Origin of the sequence: Methanosarcina sp. MTP4 (genome assembly GCF_000970045.1) — an archaeon.
Lineage (GTDB): Archaea > Halobacteriota > Methanosarcinia > Methanosarcinales > Methanosarcinaceae > MTP4.
In genome coordinates, this window is sequence record NZ_CP009505.1 from 3,257,638 (window position 1) to 3,271,143 (window position 13,506).

The following is a 13,506-nucleotide window of genomic DNA, read 5'->3' on the forward strand; positions in this document are numbered from 1 at the left end:
CCGATGTAATAAAAAGGTATGATTTATAATTTGTACTAATTAAAAGATGATATATATCTACGAGAAGTTATTATTTCAAAAAGTTATATCAATTGTTAGCTTCAGACAAAACTGTGGAAACTCAAACATAATGTAACATAGTGGAATTGGGAGTATGAAAGATTACATAATTGTAACACCATGCAAAAACGAAGAAGATAATATACTACAGCTTGGAGAATCTATTATAAACCAGACAATTCAGCCTAAGCTGTGGGTAGTTGTAGATGACGGGAGCACGGATTCTACTCCTAGACTTCTAGAAACTCTGACCTCAAGGTATGATTGGATTCGTGTAAATGTTCTTGGAAATGGAAAAAGAGATCTGAGTTTCCATTATGCTGAAGTTGTAAATGATGGTTTGAATCTTGCATTGGGTATTTCTGAAGAAAATGGTATTTCCTGTAAGTATATCGGCTTAATAGATGCGGATATGATATTATATACTGATTTTTTTGAAAAAATAATGGGTAAGTTTGAAAGTAATTCCAAGCTCGGCGTTGCAAGTGGATCCGTCGTGTATCAGAAAGGAGAAAAAAAAGTCTTCGAAAAAGGAAGAGATAATCTTCCGATTGGTGGGCTAAGAGTTTGGAGGAAAGAATGTTTTTTGGACACAGGAGGTTTCCCTATTTCTTATTCTGCAGATTCGGTTTCAAATGTTATTGCAACCCTGCGTGGGTGGGATACAGTAAAATATAGAGATATCATTGGGATTCAAACAAGAGAAACAAGTAGTGCAGAAGGCATGTGGAAGGGATTTAAAACGAAAGGGAAATCAGACTACTACAGAGATTATCACCCAGCATATATTATCTTCAAGTTTTTAAAATATACATTTAGATCTCCACACTATCTTGGGGTTCCATATCTATGTGGATACATAGATGGAATTTTCAAAATTAAAAATAAGATAGAAATCCCAGAAGTGAGGAAGTACTATAGAAACAAACACAAAGAGCTAATTGATTACTATGGAAGAAAGTTCCAGTTTAACCAGTAATTTAAATTATAATGTATCCCTAAAAATGAAATTATTATTGATTAGTTTACTTCTTTTACTAAATATAGTTATCAGAATTCCGAGCGTGCCTCATGAGCAAGGATACGATTCTTTTTTCATCCATGGACTTGCGAACTCAATTACAAATTTTGGAGAAGCTCAATGGTGGGGCAGCTGGTTGTCTATTTTTGGACTATATCCTTATTCATACGCAAGTTCTGTGCCTTTTTCTCTTTCTGGAATATCTCAGCTTACGGGAATTCCAATGGAATTTACAATACTTATATTTTGTATTTTTTTAGGTATTTTCACCATTTTTGCATCGTATTTATTTGCAGGTGTGTTTCATAAAAGTTTTATTTCCAGATATATATTTTCATATTTATTTTCGCTTTCAGCGTCAACTATGACTCTCACTACGTGGCAAATAACAACACGTGCCCAATTTTTAGTATTCTTCCCATTTTTTATGTATCAATTATATAAAGCACTGAAAGGAGAAAAAAAATTCAGTTTGTTGCTAATTATAACTTTTTTATTTGTGTTTGCCACTCATCATTATGCTTATTTTTTAATATTTTTTTCAGCTTTAATTGTCATTACTTTCCTTTTCTACAAACTAGGCTCAAAAATACAAATACCAGATATAAAATATTTAAATCTAAATAATCTATATTTTGCAATAGCTTTCTTTCTTATTATAACCCCTTTTTTGTTTTCGGGCCAAATTGGTTTGATTGAATATGGCTCAAGATACTCGTGGATTATCTCAATTGTGATCACCTCCATTCGTAATCTAGGTCCAGTTTTTCCACTATCAATAGGAGGTTTTGTGTACATCTCATTTAAAAAATTTAAAAGTTACCAAGAATGGTCAATACTTGCATGCATTCTGCCTACAATTGTGTTTTCTTACAATCAAACATATGGATATCTGATTACTTATTTACTCTTTATAATCTTAGGTGCTGAGGGTATAATAAATTTAGTTAGAAGTTATAGAAAAGATCGGGAACTTGTACTGTATTTTATAGTTTTGATTTTAATTGTAAATATCACTTTTTCAGGTTTCTTTGCCCATTGGAAACTTGGAACCCAAGGAGGTTACACTGACTGGTACATGACAGAAGAAAGCTACTTAACTGGACAGTGGATGAAAAACAATTTAAACCCCGATATAATCGGTATTTCTAATGGGTTTGAGACTGACAGAATGTACGCATCCTATGGTGGAATACCTCCATTATATAGTAGAAGTAGTATCTGGAACTACATAAACGGTTTCATTACCTTCAATAAATCGGACTTATGCAAAACCCCAATTTTTTCCAAAAATTATTATTTTGAAGGTGTTTATTTTTTGGAAGATAATACTGATTCTGCTGGCTTACTTAGTTGGCTTTCCGAGTTTCCAGTTACAGATATGAGAGTTGAAGGTTTCTTAAATAAACTTAATGTTTCATTTTTTATTGAAGATGGATATGTACCAAGCACTTTTACTAACTCGTTGTCCTATAATAAAAACAAAATATATGATGGAGGAAGGATGAGGTTATGGTTAATCTAAAACTGACTTCAAACAAAGATTTGATTTATTACTATCCAATGGGAAGTGGTGCTCCATCTGACATAAGCAGAAAAATTTTTAAATATTTACTAGTCCATAGGGAAGATCTGCCTTTTGAGAACATAAAGATATTTTGCAAAAAAAAAAATGTTACAAAAATAAAAGAGGAATTAAAAGATGTAAATATAATTACTTATTCTGATCTTGGAAAAATATCTCATAATAGTCTGATTCATATTCCAGTATTACCTTCAATACTTCCTAATAGCAAGTTTTTACTTTACATCTATTGCACTCATATTAAAAAAACAAAAGTTGTTTTACAATATCATGGTGACGTAAGGGGAGAACTTAAAATAAGTTATAAAGATGTTGTATCACTGGCTCACATTCTTACATACTTATTTGTACCCAATATCTTGAAAAGTGCCGACGCCGTATTAGTACATTCTAATTATATGAATGACATTATTCACAATTATGGGGTGAATAAAAGTTTTGTGATATCAAATGCCATCGAAACAGATTGGTTAAAACCTTTGGAAAAAGAGATTTGCATTGAACAATCAATTAATAAAAAGAGCTACAACATATTTTACCATGGGAGACTTTCCTGGGAAAAAGGAGTGGATCTATTAATAGACGCAGTATTTTTTTGTTTAAAGAATAATTATTCAAACATTATACTTTATCTTGCAGGTGATGGCCCAAGTAGGAGATATTTGGAGAAACTTTGCTGCCGATTAGGCATAGAGAATAATGTAGTGTTTCTAGGAAACTTAGATAAAAAAACTATAAAGTGGTTCCTCAAAGATGTTGATGTGGCAATATATCCCTCTCGTTTTGATGCTTTTTCTCTGGCGATATTAGAAGCTTTATCCTGTTCTAATTGCAATGTTTATTTTTCGAAAAAAGCAGGAATATACAATTTTGTCATAAAAGATGGTTTTAAATTACATGCTTTTGAACCTTCTGTAGAAAACATAATAAAAATAATCGAACAAAAAGAATTTGTTGATAAAAGTGAATTACAAAAAGAATTTGCTAAGAAGTATACCTTTGATTCTGTGGTATTTGACTACATAAAATTGTACACTAATGTCATAGATGATATTAATAGTAACTAAATCTGTGTTGTGAGTTCTTATTATGAGAATTGCACTTGTACACCCTGCCCATATGGATTATAGACAAGAGATTTTTGATAAACTAGATGATAGATACGATGTTACTTTCATATTTACAAAACATGGGAGAGGACAGGATAATGTAAAAGAAAAACAAGCAAGCATTCCTTTGAAATGGAAGAGCAAAATATTAAGAACAAGACTCACTTTTGGTAATAGAGATATTGGGATGTATTTATTGTTGATGAAGGAGTTACTATTTGGAAAATACGACCTTATTTTGACATCAACCAGTTGGCATGTATGTTGGCTAATGTCTAAGCTATGTAGAAACAAATTCATACTTATTACGGAATTTTGGTATTGGAAAAACACATCATTTACTAGGAAAGTTTTGAATGAATTTACGAAATATATTGCGAGATCTTCTGACTCTATTTTTGCAATGGGAACAAAAACCTATCAATCTTATCTTGAATTTGGAGTGAGTGAAGATAAAATATTCGCACATACTCAATGCTCCGTTGACTATAGTAAACAAACCTCTTTTGATGCTAGGAAAAAGTTAGGATTAGAAGATAAAAAAATAATATTATATCTAGGTAGAATTGTACAAAGTAAAGGGCTAGATTACTTAATCAAAGCATTTTCTCAATTAGAAAGTAATTATGACAATATTTTTCTAATAGTAATCGGAGAAGGTCCTCATAGGAATGAATGTGAAAAGGTCATTGATCAATTAAAAGTTAAAAACGTTATGTTTTTAGGCTCAAGTTATGGAAATGAAAAAGCCTCATATTACAAAGCATGTGATATCTTTGTTTTACCTTCTATTTTTTACAATTATTCGTACGAACCCTGGGGTTTAGTCATAAATGAAGCTATGGCTTTTGGTAAACCCGTTATAGCTACAAATGCTGTTGGAGCAAGTGAAGACCTAATTCAAAATGGGCATAATGGATACGTAGCTCAAGAAAAAAATATCATGGAATTGTATGAAGCTATGAAAAAGATACTATCGGACAGTGAAGTGCTAAAATTGATGGGTGAAAACTCACGAATCATTTTCGAGGAAAAAAACGACTATGAGAAAATGTTTAAGGCCCTCGAAAACGCGATAAACAATTCTTAAATAAAATCAGAGAGTGAAATTGATATGAAAACCACTATAAAGATCATAGGAATAACTTCAGGAGGATTAAAAGGCTTTTCAGGCGTCAATGGAAAACTTTTCAATACAATCGCAAAAGATTGTGAATTAATAGAAGTCTTTGACACTAAACTTTATGGATTTGGAAAGTACTATGATGCAATATATTCCTTTTTAAGAACACCTGGATACAAAAAATACATCCACCCTTACAATGAAATTCTAGAAGGTAGTGTAGCTTATTACAGATTCAGAAATAATTATTATGTGAGCGAGAGAACAAAAATTGCAAATAAAATGCTAAAAGAAAATAAAAAGAATTACAATTTAATTCTTCAGACGGGATGGTTACCTGCAATATTACAAAAAAATGATGTACCTCGTTGCATTTACACAGACTATACCACGAAGCTATCTGAGAAAGAATTGCCCCAATGGAGTAAATTTTTGAGTGAAAATGATAGAAAATATTGGACTGACATGGAGACAAAATCCTATGAAAATGCGGATATTGTTTTTACATTTAGTAATCATACCAGACAATCAATGATAAATGACTATGAGATTAGCGAAGACAAAGTTGTTACAGTATATTCTGGTACAAACGTAGATTATTTACCTTGCATAAAAAAAGAGTACAATAAAAAAATCATATTATTTGTTGGGATTGATTTTGAGAGAAAAGGAGGATATGTCCTATTAGATGCATTCAAAAAAGTAAAAAATGAAATAAAAGATGCAAGATTAATTATATTGGGATCTAATCCAAAGTTGAATATTGAAGGTGTTGAAGTTAAAGGTTTTGTGTCCTATGAAGAAAAGATCCAATATTACAACTTGGCGTCGATTTTTGTAATGCCTTCCTTTGGAGATCCGTTTCCTAATGCTTTTATCGAAGCTATGAGTTATAGGCTACCATGTATCGGCAGTAGAGTGGGAGGTATTCCAGAAATAATAGAAGATGCTGAAACTGGATTTTTGGTAGAACCTTATAAATCCAGTCAGCTTGCAGAAAGGATCATATACTTATTAAACAATGAAAATTTAATGAAAAAAATGGGGGATGCTGGGAGAAAAAGAGTTGAAGAAAGATTTACTTGGGACAAAGTTGTTAAAAAAATGGGGTCTAAATTTGACAAATTGATGTAACTTCAGTACTTCTCTAAAAATCACCCCTCCTTTCCTCTTCTTCATTTACCTCAGACACTCCACTACTGTCCTAACCTTCAACTTCCGTCTCATCCACCCACATTTCTACCCCCTGCCAAAAGGGGAACATAATTCATGTATATTGGCCAATTACTTAATTGAATATCACCAAAGTAACATATTTGTACCATGATTTTGTACAAAAATGCCCTAATTAGAAATGTGGGATCCATTCCTCAACGAGAATTATAAACTTATTAAATCTGAACTTGTCCTCATCCAGTACTTCACCAACTCGTAAGCAGCGATTTTAATATCGATTTTCCAATATAATACCCAAATTATACATATCTGGGTTATTTAATTCACAACCTATGGCTAAGACAAAACACAAATCAAAAAATATTGGTGTTTGTACTTTGGATGGAGCCAAATGTATAACCCCCGTTGTTAAATTGCTTGTTAAGCATGTTCCAATTTCTATTAGATCAAGCCAAACCCCTAATCAATTTTTCAAGGTTCTAACGTCACTGGCTATCCAAAAATTATCCCTTCACTCAATTCAACGTCCAGGTTCAAACATACCCAGCGAAAACTCGTTACATCATAATCTGAAAAAAATCGACATAGAGCAGTTAGAAACAGTAAATCATCTTATGCTTGCTGAACAAGTTAAACCTTTCATAAAACCCGGCAAAAAGTATGCATTTGCTATTGATCTTACAGATGATCCTTACTACGGGAAAGGCAGTGTACCGAAAGTTCTGTAAAATATGATTGACTCTGTATCCTTTTCCTTTCACCACAAAAAAAAGAGGATGCAGAGTTAATGGTTAATTTATTCCCACTCATAAAAGATTATCTTGTCGATCAGGAAGATGGAATTCGCCAGCTAATTACCTGGTTTTTAAACCTTGTAATGGAGGAGGAAGCCCTTCTCCAAGCTGGTGCACAACGTTATGAGAGGACAGATTCACGTAAAGCTAGTAGAAATGGCTACAAACCCCGAACTCTCCTGACCAAGCATGGGAAACTCGAATTATTAAAGCCTCAATTCCGTGAGTTTCCCTTTGAAACTCAGGTTTTTGAGAAATATTCAAGAGTTGAAAAGGCCATCTTAGAGCTTATCCGAAAAGTCCCGCAGCTCTGAAAGTAATCCAGGAGCATGCGAAATGAAGCATAGCAAAGTAATTCTCAAGCTTTTTTTCCCATCGAATAAGCAGTCTTCTGAATCTATTCAGCCAAGAATGCGTTCTTTCTACAACCCACCTTCTTGCCTTATGACCTGGTATCTTTTTTTCTATTTTTTCTTCTCCACGTCTTGGGATATGGGCAGTATATCCATATTCTTCAACCAATTTTCTGATATCAGGAAAATCATATCCCTTATCCATGCATATATTCTGAATTACTTCATGTGAAGGTCTTTCAATAATTATGTCATCAAGAGTCTCTTTTACAAGCATTTTATCGTGCCGATTGGCTCCATCCACGGCAACAGAAGGTGGTATGCCTTTACCCTCAGTTAACATACTCCTTTTTGTTCCTTTTTTGCCACGGTCAGTGGGGTTAGCTCCGGTTCCATCTCCACCCAATGGTGCTTTTGTCATAGCTCCATCCATTGCTTGCCACTCCCACTCTAATCCTTTTTTGTTATCATACTCCATCAGACCAGCTTGCCACATTGTCTCAAATAATCCTGCCCTTTGCCATTCCTGAAATCTGTCATGTACAGTGCTTGAAGCTCCATAACATCTTGGCAAGGCTTTCCATTGACAGCCAGTGCGAAGGAGATAATAAATACCGTTCATTATTTTCCTATCATCCTCTCGCGGCCTTCCAAGCTTCTTCTTCGGTTTTGGAATTGGTAGTAAACACTTGATTACATTCCAGAATTCGTCTGAGATCTCGTAGTCGTGTCCTGTTTTTCGTTTTGTCACTAATAATCATTACCATTCATAGCAGTATTTTTACTTTTCGGATAGGCTCTTAACCGCTGTAGCTGAATCTTACCTGCAAGGAGTTTCCACCCGAAGGGTGAAAAAGGTCATGACTGCATTAGGAGTAGGAGAAATTTCAGCCTCTTCTGTTTCCAGGATTACAAAAGAACTGGATGAGAAGGTTGAAGAATTTCTCTCAAAGCCAATAGAACATGAAATCCCTTACTTGCTTATCGATGCGACTTATTTCAAGGTAAGAGATGGGCTTCATTACGAAAACAAAGCTCTCTTTGTAGTTGCTGGGATCAGGGATGACGGTTACCGTGAGATTCTTGGAACAAGATTAGCAGACAGTGAAGCCTCTATGTTCTGGGAAGATCTATTCGATGATCTGAAAAAAAGAGGGTTAAGAGGTGTCAAGTTAATTATTTCTGATGGCCATAAAGGAATACAGAAAGCAGTAAGAGAATCCTTTATTGGATCAAGTTGGCAGATGTGCCATGTACATCTGACAAGACAAGTTCTCAAGAAAGTGCCAAAAAAGAAGCAGAAAGAAGTGGCTGAGAAGATAAAAGAAGCATTAGTAGACCGTCAGAAGTTGAATGACCTGATTATGGAACTGGATAGTTTGGGGTATAAAAGCGCAGCTGATACCCTTGAAAGTTTTCAGTATGATGTAATGAATTATATGCAGTTTCCACAAAAACACTGGAAAAAAATAAGGACAACAAATATGATGGAGAGGACCAACAAGGAACTCAAAAGAAGAAGTAAGGTAGTTGGAGCATTTCCTAACCAGGACTCAGTATTGAGACTGGTAGTCTCGATACTAATTGATATAAATGAAGACTGGATCACAGGAAACAAGTATATAGTAATGGAACAGTAATCAAAAAAGAAGAGTAAGGGGTAGAGAGTAGATTTTACAGAAAATTAAGCACACTGCCCTTATGGAATATGCTATGGACGTGGGCTAAAAGGCGACATCCAAACAAATCTCACCAATGGATAGTAAATAGATATTGGCACAGGATAGGGTCAAGGAATTGGGTATTCTCTGCAGATGGGTGTAAACTCAAGTCTTTTGTAGATACAAAGATTATAAGACATCCATGTATAAAAATGGATAAGAATCCCTATGTAGACAGAGAATATTTCAAATGGAGAACAAATTATCTGAGAAAGCAGAGACAAATGGTGCCAAGATAAATATAACGGAAAGTCTAACAGCTGCCCGATGCAGAAAGGGTTATAGAACGCTTGAGCCGTATGAAGGGAAACTTTCACGTACGGTTCTTAGAAGAGGGAGAGCGAGCAATCGCTCTTTCTTATTCGACGAATGGCTATTGATACGAGATTTGTATTCACGAGGCTTTGGCATCAATGAAATCGCCAGACAAACAGGTTTTGACAAGAAAACTGTGAGGAAATATCTTCGGCTGAAAACCTTGCCTGAACCCCAGAAACGTCCTGGAAGAAAGAGCAAGCTTGATCCTTTCAAACCTTACATTCTTGAAAAACTCAAAGAAGGTCCCTATACTGCTGCTCGCCTCTATCGGGAAATCAAAGAAATGGGTTTTGAGGGAGGAAAAACCATAGTCAAGGACTTCGTCCAAAAAGTCCGACCTGAGCGGGGAATCCCTGCCGTACTCCGCTATGAAACAAAACCAGGTGTCCAGGCTCAGGTTGACTGGGGAGAGTTAGGAACAGTTGAGGTTGATGGAAAGGTAAAGAAACTCTTTTGCTTCAACATGATTCTTGGATATTCCAGGATGAGATTTGTTGAATTGTAACAATTCACGTTTTAGAAGATTTCCATATTAATTTTTAAACTTTGTTCAAAGGTCCGCAACTAAAAAATAATATTTTCAAAACATTTTTTTACGTTGAAAAATATATTAACCATTCAATGACGAACGTTTCTCAAGATGAAACAAAAGACATGAAGGAACAATTCAGTGATTTGGAACAAAAAATCACACAATTAAAGGAAGAACTCGAAAAAGAGCGTAACGAAAAGCAAAGCAGTTTGCAACACGTAGAAAAACTCACCGAAGAGAATGACAACCTCAAAAAGCAAACTGAACGCTTCAAAGAGCGGGCAAAAAACCTCCGAAATGAAAATAAGTATCTCAAAAAACAACTTGCTCAATTTTAGGGTTCTGCACCTTTTCTCGCATCATCTGACAAGACTTCTGAAGCAGGTGGTGTCCCCTCATCTAAAACTTATTACCGGCGAAATCGGCACGAAGGGCCGAAAAAAGCCAGAGGTGGTCAGCCTGGACATGTTGGTCACGGGCGAAAAACACCAATTCCCAACTCTCCTCCTTTGTATGTCGAAACGGAAGAATGTCCATGCTGTGGCACTCCTCTGGGCAAACCTGTCAAGGGTGCCGAAGAAACCCGTACCATCACTGAAATCCCAGTTCCAAAACCTACTATCTTTGAAATTATTTATGCAAGATATTGGTGCAAAAAGTGCAAAAAGATGGTTCGTGGAGATGTTTCATGGATACCACCAAACCAGGAGTTTGGACCTTCCATAGCTTCCTGGGTTGCTTATCAGCGAATGTTAGGGTTGAGTATAGAAAAGATTCAATCCAGCTTGTACGAGACATATAATATCAAGATTAGTGAAGCCACTATTCTTAAACTGGAAAAATGGGTGGCAGATACACTTAAGGAAGACTATGAGAAGCTTCATGAAGAAATAGTAAGATCAAAGGCTATCAATGGCGATGAAACGGGATTTAGAATAAACGGTAAGAATAGCTGGTTATGGGGGTTTACTTCTTTATTAGGTACTTACTATAAAGTTTCTCCAACTCGTGGTCACATAGTACCGGAAAAAATACTTGAAGGATTTAAAGGTGTTCTGGGAAGAGATGCCTGGAAACCATATGATGTAGTAAAATGTGCAGGACATCAGCTTGACCTTCTTCATGTGAATAGGTGGTTGGAAAGAGCTGAAATTAAACACAAAATAGAACCTCGAAGTCTTTTAACATCCAAGCCTGCAAAAAAGGCAAAACCGGGAAGACCACCTAAAAAGTTCATAGAATTCGTTGATGGTGTTCGATCAATTCTGAAAAGAGCAGTTGAGTTTACGCAGAAAGATCCACCTCCATCAATGGAAATACGTAAAAATGCTTGCAAAGAGTTCCAAAAAGAGATGAAGGCTCTACTCAATAGAGAATGGATTGATGTGGATGTCATCAGGATATCAAAGGAGCTTAGAGCGTGTCTTAAAATTCAATTTGATTATACAATTGGGATATGACTCACGTATTTGAACCGAAAAACGGTAGCATTAAACCGTTAAATGCCTAAAGTATAAATTTTAACCATGATGTCTAATGCATTTGATTTTATTCATAGGGTGAATAAGTCCGATGTAATTAATTTACAGTATGAACTTAAGATCAACAATGCCCAATATCCAAATGTAGAAATGGTTTGAATTTTAAGACAGCCTCTTAGAAAGAGACAGTCGATGCTATTTACGTTCATGGAGTTTGAGGGAGTACCCTGGCACAATAATGACGCAGAGCGTGCGATGCGTAAAGGAGTATTGCATAGGAAAATTAGTGGCGGGAGAAGGACATGGTCCGGTGCGGGAGTATTTGAAGTGCTTCTGAGCATTTATGAGACGTCAAAGATAAGGGGAGAAAGATTTATGGAAATGTTGAAGGAAAAATTTGAGATACCTCCGAATGAAAGGAGTAGAAATACCTCAGCTTCTTAAACGTGAATTGTTACTATTAATCTACAATTCGTGGAACTATTTTTTTGACTATAAGCCACAGTTCGTCCATTTATATTTTTGGTACATCAAGGTTCTTCATCAAATTATCATTTACCTTATCGCATTATTCAGATTCAAGAGCTAACCAACGAGTGACAGTAGCCGCTTGTATCTCCAAAATTTCGGCAATGGCTTCGATACTTATTCATTTCATAGCCATTTTTAGAGCTAGAAGAATTGTTTTTCATCCTTGCGAAGATTGGAAAAATAAGAACCTGTATGGCCATTAAAAACTCTGCCGCAATGCTTAAATTTGTATTTCCGAGTTTTTTCGCCTCTGCTTTCATATGTTCCATTACCAATAACATTATCTTGACCTTTAAGCCCATAGAGATCACACTGTTCATTTGGACAAACAATGTTAGTGAACTGTGGTTTTGGACCTCGTTTTCCCATGGTAATAATATATATTCTTCTATTATATAGTATCAACCAAATACAAATGGACCGCCATTATATATCCTCTTCAATAAAATATACGATTTTTCGATAAGGAAATTCAAAGTAACAAACTTGTATTCCCAAGGAAAAAGCGTAATTTCAAAAAGCTTTTCAATATGTTACAATATTCTTTGAACCTGTATGACTCAAAAAACAAAAAGGAAATCAGAATCTATCAGCAAATTGTTGCAAAATTCGAGATACTCAAATCAAATTGCGTGCAACCACCCCTCATAAAGAAGGGAATGCTTCAGGTCGCACGCTTGAGATCTCAGAAACTTAGAAATCGATTCTTCTTTGCCTCGATTTCCTTAATGTACGGGATTGAAACTCTACTTTCGTTTTCCCTTAGATTCCTTGATATAGGCTTGATTGTGTCAGCAATCACATTTCCAATGGATCGATAAATCCACACTTAACCATAGACTTCCACTCCAAGATAATTTGTACAATTAAATTTGAAGCTTGAACAATATACAGGAATACCCTCTTTAAAGTATTGAACCTTGGATAGTGGATTAAATGAAGTACAAAGAAGACGTCCAGAAATATTAGTTTTAGCCACACTTTTATAAAAATATCCATAAATATTGGGATTTAGGAAAATAGGAACATAATCCTTTTCGGAATAACCTAAAGAAGAGTGACCTATTATTGAATACAAAATAAGATTTCTCAAAGATCTGAAATTTTAATATGAGAATAAACAAGCATATTAAACCGGAGTTTATATTTTGTAGTATAAAACCGCATCAAGCGGCGCATAAAATGTAGTGTATAACAAGAAATTAATTATGTTTGGCACCAATTCAAAACATTTTAGTATAAAATAGAGAAATATGGAACTATTAATATAATTAGGTGTATAACAAATCTCTGAATTCCCATTATGTAGGGTATAACCCTTAATCCCTATAAAAAGACGTCCTATCAGCCTGTCTCAAAAGTAAACTTGGTTCTACAATTGGGGCAAAATATTCGACTATAAGGTTAATTTGTGCCTAAAGTGTGGAAAAATATCTTCTTTAAATTTAAAATAAACATTGTCCATTATCCAATTGTAGAAATGGCTTGAGTTTTGAGACAGCCTGCTATATTGTCTTCTTCCTTACAAGGAGGGGGAATACTTATAGTGCCAATCTTTGGGCGAATTCAAGACGTGATGGCGTCAAAACTGAATTTAGGAACGGTGAAAACATATCTTCAAGTTTTCATTTGAGATTGCTCTGTGTATATCAATCATACAACCTCAATAAACCACGGATAAACACAGATGCACACAGATGCA

The 13,506-nt window shown here is 35.0% G+C and carries 8 protein-coding genes and 5 pseudogenes; 11 read left to right on the forward strand and 2 right to left on the reverse strand.

What is annotated here, in order from left to right; all coding sequences use genetic code 11:
• The first annotated feature begins 154 nt into the window (after window positions 1-154).
• The 7 genes and pseudogenes from MSMTP_RS13615 to MSMTP_RS13645 all read left to right on the forward strand — a co-directional run.
• Window positions 155-1,039 (forward strand): glycosyltransferase family 2 protein, encoded by an 885-nt coding sequence (locus MSMTP_RS13615; RefSeq protein ID WP_048180451.1) that lies wholly within the window; start codon window positions 155-157, stop codon window positions 1,037-1,039.
• Window positions 1,011-2,606, forward strand: coding sequence for a hypothetical protein (locus MSMTP_RS13620; RefSeq protein WP_048180454.1), 1,596 nt, complete (start codon window positions 1,011-1,013; stop codon window positions 2,604-2,606). Before MSMTP_RS13615 ends, MSMTP_RS13620 begins: the two co-directional genes overlap by 29 nt.
• Entirely contained in the window at window positions 2,594-3,733 is a 1,140-nt protein-coding gene (locus MSMTP_RS13625; protein WP_048180458.1) for a glycosyltransferase family 4 protein, read from the forward strand. Before MSMTP_RS13620 ends, MSMTP_RS13625 begins: the two co-directional genes overlap by 13 nt.
• Before the next feature lie 22 nt (window positions 3,734-3,755).
• Window positions 3,756-4,865 (forward strand): glycosyltransferase family 4 protein, encoded by a 1,110-nt coding sequence (locus MSMTP_RS13630; protein WP_048180460.1) that lies wholly within the window; start codon window positions 3,756-3,758, stop codon window positions 4,863-4,865.
• A gap of 24 nt (window positions 4,866-4,889) precedes the next feature.
• On the forward strand, window positions 4,890-6,032 hold the full coding sequence (locus MSMTP_RS18095) for a glycosyltransferase family 4 protein (RefSeq protein ID WP_052718405.1): 1,143 nt from the start codon (window positions 4,890-4,892) through the stop codon (window positions 6,030-6,032).
• Window positions 6,033-6,406: 374 nt separating this feature from the next.
• On the forward strand, window positions 6,407-6,802 hold the full coding sequence (locus tag MSMTP_RS13640; protein ID WP_048180463.1) for a hypothetical protein: 396 nt from the start codon (window positions 6,407-6,409) through the stop codon (window positions 6,800-6,802).
• 7 nt (window positions 6,803-6,809) lie between these two features.
• A pseudogene (locus tag MSMTP_RS13645) lies at window positions 6,810-7,161 on the forward strand (transposase); the annotation flags it as partial.
• Here the strand turns inward: MSMTP_RS13645 and MSMTP_RS13650 are convergent.
• Window positions 7,157-7,972, reverse strand: coding sequence for an IS5 family transposase (locus tag MSMTP_RS13650; protein ID WP_048180469.1), 816 nt, complete (start codon window positions 7,970-7,972; stop codon window positions 7,157-7,159). The pseudogene MSMTP_RS13645 and the gene MSMTP_RS13650 overlap by 5 nt on opposite strands.
• 49 nt (window positions 7,973-8,021) lie before the next feature.
• On the opposite strand from MSMTP_RS13650, the pseudogene MSMTP_RS13655 reads away from it, so the two are divergent.
• From MSMTP_RS13655 to MSMTP_RS13680, 4 genes and pseudogenes are all read left to right on the forward strand, one after another.
• Window positions 8,022-8,861 (forward strand): annotated as a pseudogene (locus MSMTP_RS13655) (IS256 family transposase); the annotation flags it as partial.
• A 457-nt stretch (window positions 8,862-9,318) separates the two neighbouring features.
• A pseudogene (locus tag MSMTP_RS13660) lies at window positions 9,319-9,759 on the forward strand (IS21 family transposase); the annotation flags it as partial.
• A 122-nt stretch (window positions 9,760-9,881) separates the two neighbouring features.
• Window positions 9,882-11,237, forward strand: a pseudogene (gene tnpC / locus MSMTP_RS13675) (IS66 family transposase); the annotation flags it as partial.
• 195 nt (window positions 11,238-11,432) lie between these two features.
• Entirely contained in the window at window positions 11,433-11,717 is a 285-nt protein-coding gene (locus tag MSMTP_RS13680) for a transposase (RefSeq protein WP_369799643.1), read from the forward strand.
• 73 nt (window positions 11,718-11,790) lie between these two features.
• On the opposite strand, the pseudogene MSMTP_RS20050 reads toward MSMTP_RS13680, so the two are convergent.
• Window positions 11,791-12,173, reverse strand: a pseudogene (locus MSMTP_RS20050) (IS1 family transposase); the annotation flags it as partial.
• Window positions 12,174-13,506: the final 1,333 nt, after the last annotated feature.

Bases quoted from the DNA above. Each gene is read 5' to 3' on its own strand.
- MSMTP_RS13615 (WP_048180451.1), top strand. From the start codon at position 155: ATGAAAGATTACATAATTGTAACACCATGCAAAAACGAAGAAGATAAT.
- MSMTP_RS13620 (WP_048180454.1), top strand. From the start codon at position 1,011: ATGGAAGAAAGTTCCAGTTTAACCAGTAATTTAAATTATAATGTATCC.
- MSMTP_RS13625 (WP_048180458.1), top strand. From the start codon at position 2,594: ATGGTTAATCTAAAACTGACTTCAAACAAAGATTTGATTTATTACTAT.
- MSMTP_RS13630 (WP_048180460.1), top strand. From the start codon at position 3,756: ATGAGAATTGCACTTGTACACCCTGCCCATATGGATTATAGACAAGAG.
- MSMTP_RS18095 (WP_052718405.1), top strand. From the start codon at position 4,890: ATGAAAACCACTATAAAGATCATAGGAATAACTTCAGGAGGATTAAAA.
- MSMTP_RS13640 (WP_048180463.1), top strand. From the start codon at position 6,407: ATGGCTAAGACAAAACACAAATCAAAAAATATTGGTGTTTGTACTTTG.